The sequence below is a fragment of the Streptomyces sp. Ag109_O5-10 genome (assembly GCF_900105755.1).
In the GTDB taxonomy this organism is placed as follows: domain Bacteria; phylum Actinomycetota; class Actinomycetes; order Streptomycetales; family Streptomycetaceae; genus Streptomyces.
Map to the genome: position 1 here is coordinate 5,601,067 of NZ_FNTQ01000001.1, position 15,749 is coordinate 5,616,815.

Annotated in this window: 13 protein-coding genes; 7 read left to right on the plus strand and 6 right to left on the minus strand. The window is 70.4% G+C overall.

Annotated elements, in window-relative coordinates; genetic code table 11:
• Complete coding sequence (locus BLW82_RS25715) at positions 1-1,179, plus strand: dipeptidase (RefSeq protein ID WP_093502158.1); 1,179 nt, start codon at positions 1-3, stop codon at positions 1,177-1,179.
• Positions 1,180-1,322: 143 nt separating this feature from the next.
• Entirely contained in the window at positions 1,323-2,420 is a 1,098-nt protein-coding gene (locus BLW82_RS25720; protein ID WP_093502160.1) for a dipeptidase, read from the plus strand.
• Here the strand turns inward: BLW82_RS25720 and BLW82_RS25725 are convergent, their stop codons facing one another.
• Together BLW82_RS25725 and BLW82_RS25730 are read right to left on the minus strand one after the other, a co-directional pair.
• On the minus strand, positions 2,421-2,810 hold the full coding sequence (locus tag BLW82_RS25725) for a VOC family protein (protein ID WP_093502162.1): 390 nt from the start codon (positions 2,808-2,810) through the stop codon (positions 2,421-2,423).
• 52 nt (positions 2,811-2,862) lie between these two features.
• A complete protein-coding gene (locus BLW82_RS25730; protein ID WP_093502164.1) occupies positions 2,863-3,222 on the minus strand; it encodes a VOC family protein in 360 nt (119 codons plus the stop codon).
• 458 nt (positions 3,223-3,680) lie between these two features.
• On the opposite strand from BLW82_RS25730, the gene BLW82_RS25735 reads away from it, so the two are divergent.
• Positions 3,681-5,126, plus strand: coding sequence for a DUF7405 family protein (locus BLW82_RS25735; RefSeq protein ID WP_218162382.1), 1,446 nt, complete (start codon positions 3,681-3,683; stop codon positions 5,124-5,126).
• A gap of 270 nt (positions 5,127-5,396) precedes the next feature.
• On the opposite strand, the gene BLW82_RS25740 is transcribed toward BLW82_RS25735, so the two are convergent.
• Positions 5,397-6,740, minus strand: a complete 1,344-nt coding sequence (locus BLW82_RS25740; protein WP_093502168.1) for a UDP-glucose dehydrogenase family protein — start codon at positions 6,738-6,740, stop codon at positions 5,397-5,399.
• 178 nt (positions 6,741-6,918) lie between these two features.
• Between BLW82_RS25740 and BLW82_RS25745 the strand changes: the two genes are divergently transcribed.
• Positions 6,919-8,076 carry an acyl-CoA dehydrogenase gene (locus BLW82_RS25745; protein ID WP_093502170.1) on the plus strand — a complete coding sequence of 386 codons (1,158 nt, stop codon included), beginning with the start codon at positions 6,919-6,921 and terminating at the stop codon, positions 8,074-8,076.
• 584 nt (positions 8,077-8,660) lie between these two features.
• Positions 8,661-9,026 carry a four-helix bundle copper-binding protein gene (locus tag BLW82_RS25750; RefSeq protein WP_093502172.1) on the plus strand — a complete coding sequence of 122 codons (366 nt, stop codon included), beginning with the start codon at positions 8,661-8,663 and terminating at the stop codon, positions 9,024-9,026.
• Between the two features lie 72 nt (positions 9,027-9,098).
• Here the strand turns inward: BLW82_RS25750 and BLW82_RS25755 are convergent, their stop codons facing one another.
• Positions 9,099-10,394: an LCP family protein gene (locus tag BLW82_RS25755; protein WP_093502174.1), complete on the minus strand. Its 1,296-nt coding sequence runs from the start codon at positions 10,392-10,394 to the stop codon at positions 9,099-9,101.
• Positions 10,395-10,513: 119 nt separating this feature from the next.
• On the opposite strand from BLW82_RS25755, the gene BLW82_RS25760 reads away from it, so the two are divergent.
• Positions 10,514-11,062, plus strand: coding sequence for an acyl-CoA thioesterase (locus BLW82_RS25760; RefSeq protein ID WP_177233066.1), 549 nt, complete (start codon positions 10,514-10,516; stop codon positions 11,060-11,062).
• A 122-nt stretch (positions 11,063-11,184) separates the two neighbouring features.
• Here the strand turns inward: BLW82_RS25760 and BLW82_RS25765 are convergent, their stop codons facing one another.
• Positions 11,185-12,579: an LCP family protein gene (locus tag BLW82_RS25765; protein WP_177233067.1), complete on the minus strand. Its 1,395-nt coding sequence runs from the start codon at positions 12,577-12,579 to the stop codon at positions 11,185-11,187.
• Between the two features lie 249 nt (positions 12,580-12,828).
• On the opposite strand from BLW82_RS25765, the gene BLW82_RS25770 reads away from it, so the two are divergent.
• A complete protein-coding gene (locus BLW82_RS25770) occupies positions 12,829-13,866 on the plus strand; it encodes a glycosyltransferase family 2 protein (RefSeq protein ID WP_093502180.1) in 1,038 nt (345 codons plus the stop codon).
• A gap of 243 nt (positions 13,867-14,109) precedes the next feature.
• Here BLW82_RS25770 and BLW82_RS25775 read toward each other — a convergent pair whose 3' ends face one another.
• The gene (locus BLW82_RS25775; protein ID WP_093502182.1) at positions 14,110-15,720 is read right to left on the minus strand and encodes an LCP family protein; all 1,611 of its coding nucleotides are present in this window, start codon (positions 15,718-15,720) and stop codon (positions 14,110-14,112) included.
• Between the last annotated feature and the right edge of the window lie 29 nt (positions 15,721-15,749).

Sequence of the window (15,749 nt, forward strand, 5' to 3'; positions counted from 1 at the left end):
ATGACGTCCCTCGATGAAGCCCGGTCCCTGCTGCGCGAGTTCCCGGTCGTCGACGGCCACAACGACCTGCCGTACGCACTGCGCGAGCAGGTCCGCTACGACCTCGACGCCCGCGACATCGCCGTCCACCAGAACGCCCACCTGCACACCGACATCCCGCGGCTGCGGGAGGGCGGGGTCGGTGCGCAGTACTGGTCGGTGTACGTCCGTTCGGACCTGCCGGGCGCGGTCCCGGCGACCCTCGAACAGATCGACTGCGTACGGCAGCTGATCGCCCGTTACCCGGCCGACCTGCGGGCCGCGCTGACCGCCGCCGACATGGAGGCGGCGCGCGCCGAGGGCCGTATCGCCTCCCTGATGGGCGCGGAGGGCGGTCACTCCATCGACAACTCGCTGGGCACCCTGCGCGGCCTGTACGAGCTGGGCGTGCGCTACATGACGCTCACCCACAACGACAACAACGACTGGGCGGACTCGGCGACCGACGAGCCGAACGTCGGCGGCCTGTCGGCCTTCGGCCGCGAGGTCGTGCGGGAGATGAACCGGCTGGGCATGCTGGTCGACCTCTCCCACGTGGCGGCCACGACCATGCACGCCGCCCTGGACACCACCGCCGCCCCGGTGATCTTCTCCCACTCCTCCGCCCGGGCCGTCTGCGACCACCCCCGCAACATCCCGGACGACGTCCTCGAACGCCTCCCCGGCAACGGCGGCATGGCGATGGTGACGTTCGTGCCGAAGTTCGTGCTCCAGGCGGCGGTCGACTGGACGGCAGCGGCCGACGACAACATGCGCGCCCACGGCTTCCACCACCTCGACACCACCGAGGACGCGATGAAGATCCACCGGGCCTTCGAGGAGAGCCACCCCCGCCCGGTCGCCACCACCGCCACGATCGCCGACCACCTCGACCACATGCGCGAGGCCGCCGGCATCGACCACCTCGGCATCGGCGGCGACTACGACGGCACCGCCTTCACCCCCGACGGCCTGAACGACGTCTCCGGCTACCCCAACCTCGTCGCCGAGCTGCTGGACCGCGGCTGGTCCAGGTCCGACCTGGCCAAGCTGACCTGGCAGAACGCGGTCCGGGTGCTGGGCGCGGCGGAGGACGTGGCCCGCGGCCTCCAGGAGACGCGGGGACCGTCCCACGCGACCATCTCCGACCTGGACGGCTGACCCGGCGGAAGCCGGTCGGACGGGCCGGGCGTTCGGGGCGTACCCCCGAACGCCCCGTCCACCAGGAACCCTCCCGGTCGGGCGTGCGACGGTGAGCTACAGCCCCTTCACGACGTAGCTCACGACGACGTACGGAGCCCTTCATGGCCGACCTCCAGCACGACATCCACACCACGACCGAGGTCGGCAGGGAGGACCGCCTCCCGGACGACCCGTTCCCGATGGAGTCCGGCGCCGCGTTCCTGGAGCGGGCCCACGCGCTGCTGGAGGCGCATCCGGTCGCGGACGGCTACTGCGGGCTGCCCCGGGCGCTGGGGGCGCTGCCCTGGTACGACCTGGAGCTGGGCGAGACGGCCGTGGCCACGGACGTGCCCCGGCTGCGCGAGGGGCACGTGGGCGCGCTGTTCTGGTCGCTGGACCTGCCGGCGCGGGAGTGGGGCGACCGGGCCGTCGGGGCCACCCTGGAGCAGCTGGACCTGGTGCGCCGGGTGGTCGAGATGCACCCGGAGGGGCTCCGGCTGGTGCGCACCGCCGGGCAGGTCATCGACGCCCGCAACTGCGGCCGGGTCGCCGTCGTCCTCGGCCCCGCCTCCGCGGCCGCCGTCGGCGACTCCCTCGGCATCCTGCGCGTCCTGCAGTCCCTGGGCCTGCGCGTGCTCTCCCTGGCCGGTGCCGTCTGGGCGGGCGAGTCGGGGCTGAGCCGGTTCGGCGAGGAGGTGGTCCGGGAGATGAACCGGCTCGGGGTGCTCGCCGACCTGTCCGGCGCCCCGGAGGCCGCCCTCGCCCGGGCGCTGGCGCTCTCCAAGACGCCGGTCCTGTGCACCCGCTCCGCCGCCGCGGCCGTACGCCCGCACCCCGCCAACCTCTCCGACGAGCTGCTCGGGCAGCTGGGGGAGCACAAGGGCGTGTGCATGGTGCCGCTGAGCGCCGAGCAGACCGGGCCGGCCCTCCCGGACGTCGCCGACCACCTCGACCACGTCCGCATGGTCGCGGGCCCCGAGTGCGTCGCCCTGTCCGGCACGTTCGACTCCGGTGCCGCCCACCCCCGCGACCTCGACGACACCTCCCGCTACCCCCTCCTGGTCGCCGAACTGCTCCGCCGCGGCTGGTCGGAGACCGAACTGTCCCTGCTGACCTGGGGAAACGTTCAGCGGGCCCTGCGCCGCGCCGACTTCACCGCACGTGCGACCCAGCGCCGCAGGGACCCGAACCCGCCTCGCCCGGCCGACACCGAGGCCTGATCAGCCGATCCGGCAGAGGCAGAAGGGATGCCCGGCCGGGTCGGCGAACACCCGGAAGTCCTCCGCCACCGGGTCCTCCTCCCGCCGCAGCAGCCGCGCCCCGAGGGCCAGCACCTTCTTCTCCGCCGCGTCGACGTCCTCCCAGGCCGGCCCCGCGTCGAAGTCGAGATGGCACTGCTGGGAGCCGTGGTCGGCGCGCGGCCACTCGGGCGGGGTGTACCCCTCCGCCAGCTGGAAGCACAGCCGCAGCCCGTCCGGCAGCCGCAGCACGACCCAGTCCTCCTCCTCGACCACCGGGGAACCGCCGGCGACGGCCGCGTAGAAGGCGGCCAGCGCGTGCGGGTCGGGACAGTCGAGCACCACGTTGCGCAGGCGGGCGATGGATGCCACGGATCCTCCTCGGTCGGCGGGCACAGGGACAGTCGGCGGGCTCAGGGACGGGTCAGCAGGCGCAGAGACAGAACGGGTGCCCAGCCGGGTCGGCGTACACCCGGAAGGTGCGCTCCCGGTCTGCCGTGTCCAGCGGCTTCGCGCCCAGTTCCAGCACCCCCTTCTCGGCCGCGTCCAGGTCGTCCACCATCAGGTCCAGGTGGAACTGCTGCGAGTCGTCGGGCGTGGGCCACCGCGGCGCCACGAATCCGGGTGCCTTCTGGAACGCCAGCGCCTGGCCGCCGGGCAGCGCCAGGTCCACCCAGTCCCCGTCCCCCTCGACGGTGCCACCCAGCACGCCGGCGTAGAAACCGGCCAGTGCGGACGGGTCGGGGCAGTCCAGGACGACGACGCCGAGCTTGGCGAGAGCCATGACTTCCTCCTTGAGGCGGGAGCTGTCTCAAGGACTTCCTAACCAAGTTCGGCACGCCCAATCCGACGGGCGCCGTTCTGTTGGGAGTTGGTTTCCGGTAGCGCCGGAACGGGTCGGCCTCGAGGACCCGGCGGCGTGTTGGCTTCGAGGGCCCGGGGGCTCGTGTGCTTATATCGTGGCGGCTCGAAGGCGAAAGCAATCGGGCGGTGCGTCCCAGTAATTGACCACCGACCTCTCCCGTTCATGTCGTGGCGGGAAACAGATCACGGCCATTCGGGCGGACCGGTAATTCGATGCCGGACGGCGGCTGACACCTGTCCCACAGTGAGGGAATCATGACAGGCGGAAACGACGATGAGCGTGCGGGGGGATCGCGAAGAGCCTTGAACAGGCGACGCCTTCTCCAGGGGACGGCGGGAACTTTCGGTGCCGCTCTGGCATCCGCCGGCATCTACAAGATGATCGACGCGATCGCGGAACCGCCGGACCGCCGGGCCGCTCCCGCTGGTCCGCCCATCCAGGAGCAGTACATCCTGCCGAACGAGCAGGTGATCATGGTCGACGACTCGGCCGTGCAGAGCAGCAAGGGAACCATCGCGGTCCGGGTGCCGGCCCTGCACGATCATGTCGTCACCGCGAAGCTGAACGTTCCGGCGAATGCCAAGGCCTTGCAGGAGGCGCAGCACCATCTCGAATCCGCCCTCGTGGCCCTGGAACGTGAATATCCGTCCGATCCGACCGGAGTGGGCGTCACGGTGGCCTGGGGGATTCCCTATTTCCACCACTACATCCCGGCCCTGGGCAAGGGGTCGGACTTCTTCAAGGCGGGAACGCGTTACCCGGCCTATCTGCCGGTCGATCTGATGACCTCCAAGTCGGAGGGGCGTACCGTCTACGCATTGCAGGACGCCAGGACATTTCCCAGCGACCAGCCTCCGCCCGGCTTCGGGCCGGTCCGCCTGGAACAGAATGACGTGGCGGTGCTGCTCCGCGGCGACAAGCTCGCCAATATCGAGGCGGCCACCGACGCGATCTTCGGGTCCGGAAGCGATCAGGCGGGCAGCCTGTTCAAGGTGACCAGCATCCGCCAGGGCTTCTCCGGGGGCGGCTTCTACGGGCAGCAGGGCCTGCCGAGCAAGCTGGCGCTGGCGGCGAACATCCCCGGCGCGCAGTCGATTCCCCGGCAGTCGCAGGGCTTCCTGGGCTTCGCCACCACCCTGGTGTCGAACATGGGACCCGACAACATCCCGAGTCTGGAGACCCTGCCCGGCTTCACCGACCAATGGCCCAACGGCTACTTCAAACAGGGCACCACCATGCATCTCTCGCACCTGTTCCAGGACTTGGAGACCTGGTACGAGAAGAACTATCCCCAGTACGCGGACCGCGTCCGGGCGATGCTCCAACCGGGCCTCAAGCCCGCGCCCGCGCCGGGTACGTTCGCCCTGCAACCGCCGGGGCCGACCGAGGCCCAGGTGGCGGAAGGGGTCGACCGGTACCACTCCTTCGGCCACACCGGGAGCATGTCGCCGGTGGACAGCACCCTCAGGCGGGAGACCACCAACTACGGGAAGTCATATCCCTCGGGGACCACCATTCCGGTGCGCGGCGACTTCGACACGCTGGACAACCCGTTCCACTACACGTCCGATCCGGCGGGCGACCGCTACAGCACCAAGCCGGCGGCGGGACTGCACTTCATCATGTTCCAGCCGACGATCGGAGTCTTCAACGCCGTGCGGCTCGCCATGGACGGTCACTATCCCGACACGGCGCTCCCCGTCTCGCCGCGCAGCACCCACGCCGGCATCAACTCGGTCCTGAACACGACCCACCGGCAGAACTACCTGGTTCCGCCGCGCCGCCATCGTTCCTTCCCGCTGGCCGAGTTCCTCGCGCCCTAGGGGTGGGTGTAGGCGACCGCCCCACCGGAAGCAGTCCTCATGCGACGTGTCCCGTGATCGACTCCACAACGGCAGTGGGAGATCGACGCGGCGAATGCGTCGGTTCGGCCGGTTTCGGGATCTTGGCGCGGTTCGCCGGGACACGGACTTGTCTCCCGCCCGCAGCCCGGTTCACCGGATACGCACGTGCCGCGTGATGCAGAATGCAACAAGACACCGGTTCGGCCGACTGAGCCTCGGCCGAACCGGTGTCGTCGCGCACCCGCGGTCTCAGGCGGTCGGACGCCCCATCGCGCGATACGTCCACCCGGCCCGCCGCCAGAGCTCCGGCTCCAGCGCGTTCCGCCCGTCGAGGATCACCTTCGCCGCGGCCACCTCTCCCAGCGCCGCCGGATCCAGCTCCCTGAACTCCCGCCACTCGGTGAGGTGCAGCACCACATCGGCCCCCCGCACACACTCCTCGGCGCTACCGGCGTAGCCAAGGGTCGGGAACAGCCGCCCCGCGTTGGCCATCCCCTTCGGGTCGTACACCGTCACCTGGCCGCCCTGCAGATGGATCTGACCGGCCACGTTCAGCGCGGGCGAGTCCCGGACGTCGTCCGAGTCCGGCTTGAACGTCGCGCCGAGCACAGCGACCCGCTTCCCGAGGAAGGACCCGCCACCCAGCGCCTCCCGGGCCATCTCGACCATCTGGCCGCGGCGCCGCATGTTGATGGAGTCGATCTCGCGCAGGAAGGTCAGCGCCTGGTCGGCGCCCAGCTCACCCGCACGGGCCATGAAGGCGCGGATGTCCTTCGGCAGGCAGCCGCCGCCGAACCCGATCCCGGCACGCAGGAACTTCCGCCCGATCCGGTCGTCGTACCCGATCGCCTCCGCCAGCCTGGCCACGTCCCCGCCCGCGGCCTCGCACACCTCGGCCATCGCGTTGATGAAGGAGATCTTCGTGGCCAGGAAGGAGTTCGCGGAGGTCTTCACCAGCTCGGCCGTCGGGAAGTCCGTCACCACGAACGGCGTACCCTCGCCGACCGGCGTCGCGTACACCTCGCGCAGCAGCTTCTCGGCGCGTTCGCTGTGCACGCCGACCACGATCCGGTCCGGGTGCAGGGTGTCCTGGACGGCGAAGCCCTCGCGCAGGAACTCCGGGTTCCAGGCCAGCTCGGCCTCGGCGCCGGCCGGCGCGTTCTCGGCGAGGTAGGCGGCCAGCCGCTCCGCCGAGCCGACCGGCACGGTCGACTTGCCGACGACGAGCGCGGGCCCGGTCAGATGCGGGGCCAGCGACGCGATCGCGGAGTCCACGTACGACATGTCGCAGGCGTACTCGCCGTGCTTCTGCGGGGTGTTCACGCAGACGAAGTGGACGTCGCCGAACGCGCCCACCTCGGCCCAGTCGGTGGTGAAGCGCAGCCGCCCGGAGGAGCCCTCGAAGCCCGCCACGTGCCGGCGCAGCAGCTCGTCGAGCCCCGGCTCGTACATCGGGGTCTCGCCGCGCTCCAGCATCGCGATCTTCTCGGGTACGACGTCGAGCCCGAGCACCTCGAAGCCGAGCTCCGCCATGGCCGCGGCATGCGTGGCGCCGAGATAGCCGGTGCCGATCACGGTGATCTTGAGGCTCATGGAATGCTCCAGCTCGGGGATGTTGGTGCTGCTGCGGGGCCGAGCATAACCGGGCCCCCTCGCGGGCAACTTTCCCGCTGTCGCGTACCTCACGTCACCGTTCCGTGGGCCGCGCTCTAAACTTTGAGTTACTTAACAGTAATTAGCGTCAGCACCACTGCGTCTGGAGTGAGAGACCTTGGCCGGATCGGCTGACTTCGACCTGTACCGCCCGTCCGAGGAGCACGACATGCTCCGGGACGTCGTTCGCGCGCTGGTCGAGGCGAAGATCGCCCCCTACGCCGCCGCGGTCGACGAGGAGGCCCGCTTCCCCCAGGAGGCGCTCGACGCCCTGGTCGCCAACGAGCTCCAGGCCGTGCACGTCCCCGAGGAGTACGGCGGGGCCGGTGCCGACGCGCTCGCCACGGTCATCGTGATCGAGGAGGTCGCCCGCGCCTGCGTCTCCTCCTCCCTCATCCCGGCCGTGAACAAGCTGGGCTCGCTCCCGGTGATCCTCTCCGGCTCCGAGGACCTGAAGAAGAAGTACCTCACGCCGCTGGCCAAGGGCGACGCGATGTTCTCGTACTGCCTCTCCGAGCCGGAGGCGGGCTCCGACGCGGCCGGCATGAAGACGAAGGCGGTCCGCGACGGCGACCACTACGTCCTCAACGGCGTGAAGCGCTGGATCACGAACGCGGGCGTCTCCGAGTACTACACGGTGATGGCCGTCACCGACCCCGAGAAGCGCTCCAAGGGCATCTCCGCCTTCGTGGTCGAGAAGTCCGACGAGGGCGTCTCCTTCGGCGCTCCGGAGAAGAAGCTCGGCATCAAGGGCTCGCCGACCCGCGAGGTCTACTTCGACAACGTCCGCATCCCCGCCGACCGCATGATCGGCGCCGAGGGCACCGGCTTCGCCACCGCGATGAAGACCCTCGACCACACCCGCATCACCATCGCCGCCCAGGCCCTCGGCGTCGCCCAGGGCGCCCTCGACTACGCCAAGGGCTACGTCCAGGAGCGCAAGCAGTTCGGCAAGCCGATCGCCGACTTCCAGGGCATCCAGTTCATGCTCGCCGACATGGCCATGAAGATCGCCGCCGCCCGTGCCCTCACCTACCAGGCCGCGGCCGCCTCCGAGCGCGGCGACGCCGACCTCACCTTCCAGGGCGCGGCGGCCAAGTGCTTCGCCTCCGACGTCGCCATGGAGGTCACCACGGACGCCGTCCAGCTCCTCGGCGGCTACGGCTACACCCGCGACTACCCGGTCGAGCGCATGATGCGCGACGCGAAGATCACCCAGATCTATGAAGGCACCAACCAAGTTCAGCGCATCGTGATGGCGAGGAACCTTCCGTAGCTGGATTTTTGCAGGTCAAAAGCGCTTCGATGGTCCGCAGGGGCCTCCTCGGCTTCCTGCCTGTCGCGGCCTGACCAAGGCCGTTGCCAGGACCATGCTGAGGGATTCCTGGCCGGATGCCGGGCTGAAACGGCGACTGGCCCGCACAGACAACACAGCCTCCGGCATGACGCCGGGGGCTGTTGTCGTACGCGGGTCCCGAGACCCCTGTCACCCAGGCGGTCGATCGCCTGATCGGCCCTGTCCAGGGATGGTCGGTCTCCTGGGCAAGGACACCGAGGCGGCCTTCAGATCTCGTTCGCCCGCTTCGACTGTGCGTCGTTCTCGCGGAGTTGTCCGAGGTCTTCGTGCTCAGCGGTGGATGGCCGGCCGGCGCGGTCGGTCTCGGCCTGGCGGGGCCGGCTGCCCAAGGCCTCTTTGCCGGGGGCCGATTCCGGAGCATCGAGGACTCCACGACCGGTACGGCTCACCCCTCGGGGCGTCTGTTCCGTCCGGCGCACTCGACTGGCACTACCCGACGGTCGGGCTTAGGACGGGAAGCACACGGGGACCCCCTGGAACCCCGCCCACCCCCTGGAGGAGCCATGACCCAGACCGGACCCATGACGGCCATGTCCAAGCAGATGCAGGAGTGCGTCAACACGTGCATGGCCACCCACACGATGTGCGAGGAGACCCTGAGCTCCTGCATGTCGATGGAGGGCGGCCAGGCCCACATGCGCATCATGCGCGCGCTCATGGACTGCTCCGAGGCGACCCGTATGTGCGCCGACATGATGATGCGGCGTTCGCCGCTCTCGCCCGAGATGTGTGCGATGTGTGCCAAAGCGTGTGACATGTGTGCCGAGGCGTGTATGTCCATGCCCGACGACCCGCAGATGAAGCGCTGCGCGGAGGCGTGTCGCCGCTGCGCCGAGATGTGCCGCTCCATGGCGACCATGGCCATGTGACGCTCGTCGCGACCGAGTACGGCGATGGGGAAGGGCGCCAGGCCCTTCCCCATGTGCTGCCGCCGCCCCGGCCTAGTTGCCGCTGACGGTGACCTTCTGGTCGTTCTTCAGCTCGTCGACCAGCGTCTTCACCTTCGCCTTGTCCCAGACGAGGTTGCCGCCGGTGGAGCCGGAGACCGGCATGTTCATCGAGGTGCCGTCGCCGCCGTTGACGCCCTTCATCGCGAAGAACATCGACGCCAGGTCCCACAGGCTCATGTCCTTGTCGACGGTGAGGGAGTCCAGTCCCGCGCCGAGGGTGGGGTAGAGCTTGAAGGGGTTCAGGATCGTCGACGGGGTGGCCACCTGGTGGGCCAGGGCCGCCAGGAACTTCTGCTGGTTCTTGGTGCGCTGCAGGTCGGACGCGGCGAAGGCGTGCCGGGTACGGACGAAGGCCAGCGCCTCCTCGCCGTTCAGGGTCTGTTTGCCCGCCTTGAAGTTCGCGCCCGAGTAGCTGTCCTTGAAGCCCTGGTCGATGGTGATCGTGACACCGCCGACCGCGTCCACTATGTCGGCGAAACCGGCGAAGCCGATCTCCACGTAGTGGTCGATGTGCAGGCCGGTGTTGTACTCGACCGTGCGGACGAGGAGGGTCGGGCCGTCCTCGGCGTAGGCCGCGTTGAGCTTCGTGTGACGGCCGGTGTTCGGGTAGACCTTGCCGGACGTCGACCCCTTGTAGGAGGGGATCTCCACGTCCGAGTCACGGGGCAGCGAGACCAGGGTGTCGCCGTTGTCGCCGACGTGCAGGATCATCATCGAGTCGGTGCGCTGGCCCTCGGCCGACCCCGTGTGCAGCTTCTTCTTCTCCTCGGCCGACATGCCCTTGCGGCTGTCGGAACCGACGATCAGGTAGTTGGTGCCCTTGCCCGCCGCGGGCCGGTCGATCACCTTGGACAGGTCGACGTCCCGGTGCAGCTTGGAGTCGGCCCAGAAGTAGGTCGCGACGGATGTGACGACCAGCACGCTCACCACGACGATCGCGGTCCACTTGATCCGCTTGCGCCAGTTGGGAGCCGGCCGCGGCTCACGCTCGCGCGTGCCGGAAGGGCCATCGCCCCCCGGGCCGCCGCCGTAGACCTGGCCGGTGTTGTAGCCGCTGTCGTAGCCGTCGTACCCGCCACCGTCGTCGTACCCGCCGTTGTACGACGGCTGCTGCGGGACCCCGGGGTACCCGCCGCCCTGCTGCGGGGCGCCGTACGGCGGTGCCGACGGCTCCCCGCGCCGTACCTGGCGCATCACGCGGGCGCCCTCGGGCTGCGCGCCCGCACTACCGCGGCCGTATTGGTTGCCGCGGTTGCCGTCCGACCATCCCTCGGGCCATTCGCTCATGGGCCCCAGTGTGCAGGCAGCCCCTGTGTCTCTTACAAGGGCCGTAGGAAAATCAGGGCACCGCTGTTGCGAACCCGACACAAATTCCGCGATTGTCGCCTCGGCATAAGGTGGGGGCCATGACAGACCAGGCCCCCGAGGCGGAACCCGATATACCCGGCAAGCCGACGTCCGCCTCCCGGACCACGCTGAGCCACATCATGACCCACAGCGACACCAACCTCCTCGGGACGGTGCACGGCGGTGTGATCATGAAGCTCGTGGACGACGCGGCGGGCGCGGTCGCCGGCCGTCACTCGGGCGGCCCCGCCGTCACCGCGTCCATGGACGAGATGGTGTTCCTCGAGCCGGTTCGCGTCGGCGACCTCGTCCACGTCAAGGCCCAGGTCAACTGGACCGGCCGGACGTCGATGGAGGTGGGGGTCCGGGTCCTCGCCGAGCGCTGGAACGAGTCGACCCCGGCCACCCAGGTCGGCTCGGCCTACCTCGTCTTCGCGGCGGTCGACGCGGACGGCAAGCCGCGCCGGGTGCCGCGGGTCCTGCCGGAGACGGACCGGGACCGCCGGCGCTACCAGGAGGCCCAGATCAGGCGCACACACCGGCTGGCGAGGCGCCGGGAGATCCGTGAGCTGCGCGAACGCAGGGTGGCGGAGGGGTACGCGGACTAGGGCGGTGCGTCGTCGCCCCGCGCCCCGCTGAAAGCGGGGGGTGCCGCGCAACCCCCTGCTTTTTTTGGGGGGCGGGGAACCGCGCGAGCAACCCCCACGCACCCGCACCCGGCCGAGGACCCTCAGCACACCTTCTCGTCCCCCCGGATGACAGCGGCGGCTCCCTGTGGTGCCGGCTCGTCCACCCGTACCTTCCGCACCGCCCCCTTGAAGTCCGCCCCCACCGTCACCCGCAGCACCGGCCCGAGCCCCGGCACGGCCCGCAACTCGCTGCCCGGGAGCGCGGCGGCCAGGGAGCGGGCCGAGCGGTCCCAGCGCGGGTCGAAGGAGACGACCGTCCGCTTCAGGTCGCGGTGGGCGGCCGTCACCGGCCGGTGGTTCGTCGCGAAGCCCGTCGCCGCCAGCGCCGCGTCCATCCGCCGCGCCACCCCCGCCGTGGCCGTGCCGTTCTCCACCTGGACCCGGATCGTGGCCGGCGCCACCTCCACCGTCGCGGGCGGCGGCCCCTGCGGCTTCGGCGACGCCGCGGGCGCCGGCGCCGGTGCGGGGGCGAGCGGCTGGTCATCACGCAGGGACCGGAACAGCCGGTCGGACCCGGCCCGGTCCCACTTCAGCGTCGAGCCGATGCCTTTCACCGGGTAGGCCAGCTGCCCGATGGGAACCGTCGTGAACTCCGACGAGGACGGGGAGAAGCTGCGCATCGCCCGGCCGAGGTCCAGCAGCTCGTCCGTGCCGAACCCGGTGTCCGCCCGTACCGACCCCAGCACCGCCCGTGTCACGTCCCGGAACCGGATCGGGTTGAGCAGCACCCCGCTCGACGTCGCCCGCTCGATCAGCGCCGCCAGGAACCGCTGCTGCCGCTTCATCCGGCCCAGGTCGCTCGCCGCGTCGATGTGCCGGGCGCGGACGTACTGCAGGGCCTGGCCGCCGCCCAGGGTGTGGGTGCCGGGGGAGAGGTTCAGGCCGGTGTAGGAGTCCTTCAACGGCAGGGCGGTGCAGACCTGGACCCCGCCGAGCACGTCGACGGTCCGCATGAACGTGATGAAGTCGACCTCCAGGTAGTGGTCGATCTTCAGGTGGGTCATGTCCTCGACCGTGCGGACGGTGAGCTGCGGGCCGCCCTCCGCGTAGGCCGCGTTCAGCTTGATGGGGTGGGCCGGGTAGGTGCGGTGCGTCGTCTCGTCCACACGGGCCGGGATCTCGGCGTACGAGTCGCGTGGCAGGCTGACCACGGTGGCCCGCTCCCGGTCCGCCGAGATGTGCACGATCATGATCGTGTCGGTGCAGTGGCAGGGCGCCCCGCCCAGCCGGTACTTGCGCCGTTCCCGTTCGGTGATCTTGTCGCGGCCGTCGGTGCCGACCAGCAGGACGTTCATGCCGTGGCCGGCGGCGGGACGGTTCTTCATGTCCTTGAAGGGGTCGACCCGGGCGATGTCCGCGTCCAGGCCGGCCATCACCGAGTGTCCGATCCCGGCCGACGCCAGCACCACCACCGAGAGTGTGGTGACCGCCCGCATGGCCCAGCGCGGCCGCCGGGGCCTTGCGGGTCGTACCGGCGGCCGCGGGGTTTGACGGGTGGGCTGCGGTCTGCGCTGCGGCGGGGCGGGCCGGGCGGGGGACCGGGGCGGGCTGGCGGACAAAGGACACCTCCGGACGAGGCCGTACGTGGGATCCGTGAGCACGGTAGGCCGATACGACCTTCAGCCCGCGGTACCGTCGATGCGGCGCGCACCGGTGTCCCCCGTTCGCGGTAACGTGAGCCTCCTATGAACGCCAAGCCCGACGTGCGGCACCCCGCAGTCTCTGTGATCATGCCTGTCCTCGACGAGGAGCGGCATCTGCGTGGGGCCGTCCAAGCGATCCTCGCGCAGGAGTACGCCGGCGAGCTGGAGGTCGTCATCGCCCTCGGTCCGTCCAGGGACCGCACGGACGAGATCGCCGCCGCGCTCGTGGCCGAGGACCCGCGCGTGCACACCGTCCCGAACCCGACCGGGCGCACCCCGGCCGCGCTGAACGCCGCGATCAAGGCCTCCCGGCACCCGATCGTGGTCCGCGTCGACGGCCACGGCATGCTCTCGCCGAACTACATCGCCACCGCGGTGCGGCTCCTGGAGGAGACCGGCGCGATGAACGTCGGCGGCATCATGCACGCCGAGGGCGAGAACGACTGGGAGCACGCGGTCGCGGCGGCCATGACCTCGAGGATCGGCGTCGGGAACGCCGCCTTCCACACGGGTGGGCAGGCCGGTCCCGCCGACACGGTCTACCTGGGTGTCTTCCGGCGCGAGGCGCTGGAGCAACAGGGCGGCTACAACGAGGAGTTCATCCGCGCCCAGGACTGGGAGCTGAACTTCCGGATCCGTGAGGCCGGCGGCCTGATCTGGTTCTCGCCGGAGCTGAAGGTGTCGTACCGGCCGCGGCCGAGCGTGAAGGCGCTCGCCAAGCAGTACAAGGACTACGGCCGTTGGCGGCACGTCGTCGCCCGCTACCACGAGGGCTCCATCAACCTGCGCTACCTCGCCCCGCCGGTGGCGGTGTGCGCGATAGCCGCGGGGATCGTCGTCGGGGCGCTGGTCACCCCGTTCGGCCTCGTGATCCCGGGCGGCTATCTGGCGGCGATCGTCGCCGGGTCCCTCCCGGCCGGCAAGGGGCTCCCGCTGAAGGCACGGCTGCGGATTCCGGTCGCCCTCGCCACGATGCACATGTCGTGGGGGTACGGCTTCCTGACCAGCCCCCGGTCGCTGGCGAAGCGGGTCATCGCGTCCCGCAGGCCCGCGGTGCTCAGCTCCTCCGCCACGAACTGAGCACCGGCGGCCCGGACTTCACCAGGTGCAGTCCGGGCCGACGTGCCTGCACGGCCCTGGTGTCCTCGACCGACACCACGTCGGACACCTCCCCCCCCGCACACTGCTGCGCACCACCTTGTCCGCCCCGCCGCTCACACCTGCCACCACACCCGGAACTCCCGGGCTCCTGGACGTGGCGGCGGTGTCATGCGGCGGTTGAGGAGTCAGCTGTGCCTGCCTGTGCGGATCTGCGGGCTCCCGCTACCAGCGATAGGGCGCGTACACGTCCATGCACTGCTTGGTGTCCGAACCGTTGATCGCGTCGGTGTTGTCCGGCAGGTCACCGGCCTTCGGCGCGGCCTGCTTCGGGTACGCCGTCCCCTCCCGCCAGTCGGCGCCGACGACGAGCGTGACCCCTGACACATCGGTGGTCTGCTGGACCTGGCTCGTGGGGATGCCCAGCGCCTTGGCGACCGCCTGGGCGTCGCCCTCCAGGTCCGCGCTCGGGTACTGGACCACCGTCTTCTCCACCGACTCCGCGCCCCCCGAGGTGTCCGTCACCGCCCCGGTGTAGCCCTTGGCGGCCAGCTCCTGGGCGAGCGTCCGGGCCCGGCCGGGGACCGCGGCCTCGGTGGCGGTACCGGTGGCGTTGCGCACCTGCACGCCGAGACTGCCCGCGGGGACGGACGGCTCCTTGGCGGGCCGGCTGCTCGCCGTGGTCTTCTTCCCGCCCTTCTCGGCGCCGCCGTTCTTGTCGAACGCCACGTCGTCACGGAGCATCTGCCACATCTTGTCTGCGTTGGCGGTGTCCGGTACGAGGTGGTCCTTGTTCTGCGGGTCCTGGAGGTTCGGCATCGTGAGCGAGGTGATGCGGTCCGTCGGCACCGACTTGAGCTGCATGCCCAGGTCGTAGAGCTTCTTCGGGGTGCCTATCTCCTTGGAGACCGTCAGCGACTTGGTGGCCGCCTCGGCCAGGTCCATCAGCCTGCCGGTGTCGGTGAAGACGTTCTGCCCCTTCAGCGTCCGGATCATCGAGTTCAGGTACATGTGCTGGGCCTTGGCCCGCAGCGGGTCACTTCCCCAGGCGTGCCGGGTGCGCAGCCACTGCAGGGCCTTCTCGCCCTTCACCTTGTGCGTGCCGGCCGTCATCTTCAGCCCGGAGCCGCCGGGCACCGCGGCCGTCGGCCGGTCCCACACGTTCTGCTTCACACAGACGTCGACGCCGCCGACGGCGTCCGCCATGTTCACCACGCCCGCGAAGTCGATCGTGATCCAGTGGTCGATGTAGACCCCGGTGAGGTTCTCCCAGGTGGCCAGCGTGCAGCCGGCCCCGCCGCGGGCCAGCGACTCGTTGATGATGGTGTTGGCCGCCGGGTACACCTTGCCTGTCTTCGGGTCCGTGCACTTGGGTATGTCGACGCGGGTGTCCCGGGGGATGCTCACCATCGCCGCGCTCTTCCGGTCCGCCGACAGGTGGATCAGCATCTGCACGTCGCCGAGCGGCGGGCTGCCCCGGTCGTACTTGGCGCCGCCGAGCTTCACGTTCTCGTCGGAGTTACGGCTGTCGGAGCCGATCAGCAGGATGTTCAGCGGCGTCTGACCGGCCGCGTTGGCCGCCGTCTTGCGCGCCTTGGCGTCGCCGATGTCGCGCTCGCCCTTCTGGATGTTGCCGTTCAGGTGCTGGTAGTAGAGATAACCGGCGCCGGCCGTACCGAGGATCACCACCGAGAGCACGGTCGCCGACCAGCGCAGCACCCGCCGGCCGCGCTTTCCCCGGCCGCCGTTCGGGCCGCCCTCGCGGCGCCCGCCGCCGGTGCCGCCGGGCGCGCCCGGCGCCTTCGGCGCTCTGTGTGCCTTCGGTGCGAGGGACATCGTGTCCTCGACCGCAGGCACCTCCCCCC

What these genes read in the sequence shown, in the direction of transcription:
- BLW82_RS25750 (WP_093502172.1), top strand. Translation starts at nt 8,661, where the DNA reads ATGACCCAGACCGGACCCATGACGGCCATGTCCAAGCAGATGCAGGAG.
- BLW82_RS25765 (WP_177233067.1), bottom strand. Translation starts at nt 12,579, where the DNA reads ATGCGGGCGGTCACCACACTCTCGGTGGTGGTGCTGGCGTCGGCCGGG.
- BLW82_RS25740 (WP_093502168.1), bottom strand. Translation starts at nt 6,740, where the DNA reads ATGAGCCTCAAGATCACCGTGATCGGCACCGGCTATCTCGGCGCCACG.
- BLW82_RS25775 (WP_093502182.1), bottom strand. Translation starts at nt 15,720, where the DNA reads ATGTCCCTCGCACCGAAGGCACACAGAGCGCCGAAGGCGCCGGGCGCG.
- BLW82_RS25760 (WP_177233066.1), top strand. Translation starts at nt 10,514, where the DNA reads ATGACAGACCAGGCCCCCGAGGCGGAACCCGATATACCCGGCAAGCCG.
- BLW82_RS25730 (WP_093502164.1), bottom strand. Translation starts at nt 3,222, where the DNA reads ATGGCTCTCGCCAAGCTCGGCGTCGTCGTCCTGGACTGCCCCGACCCG.
- BLW82_RS25720 (WP_093502160.1), top strand. Translation starts at nt 1,323, where the DNA reads ATGGCCGACCTCCAGCACGACATCCACACCACGACCGAGGTCGGCAGG.
- BLW82_RS25735 (WP_218162382.1), top strand. Translation starts at nt 3,681, where the DNA reads ATGATCGACGCGATCGCGGAACCGCCGGACCGCCGGGCCGCTCCCGCT.
- BLW82_RS25770 (WP_093502180.1), top strand. Translation starts at nt 12,829, where the DNA reads ATGAACGCCAAGCCCGACGTGCGGCACCCCGCAGTCTCTGTGATCATG.
- BLW82_RS25715 (WP_093502158.1), top strand. Translation starts at nt 1, where the DNA reads ATGACGTCCCTCGATGAAGCCCGGTCCCTGCTGCGCGAGTTCCCGGTC.
- BLW82_RS25755 (WP_093502174.1), bottom strand. Translation starts at nt 10,394, where the DNA reads ATGAGCGAATGGCCCGAGGGATGGTCGGACGGCAACCGCGGCAACCAA.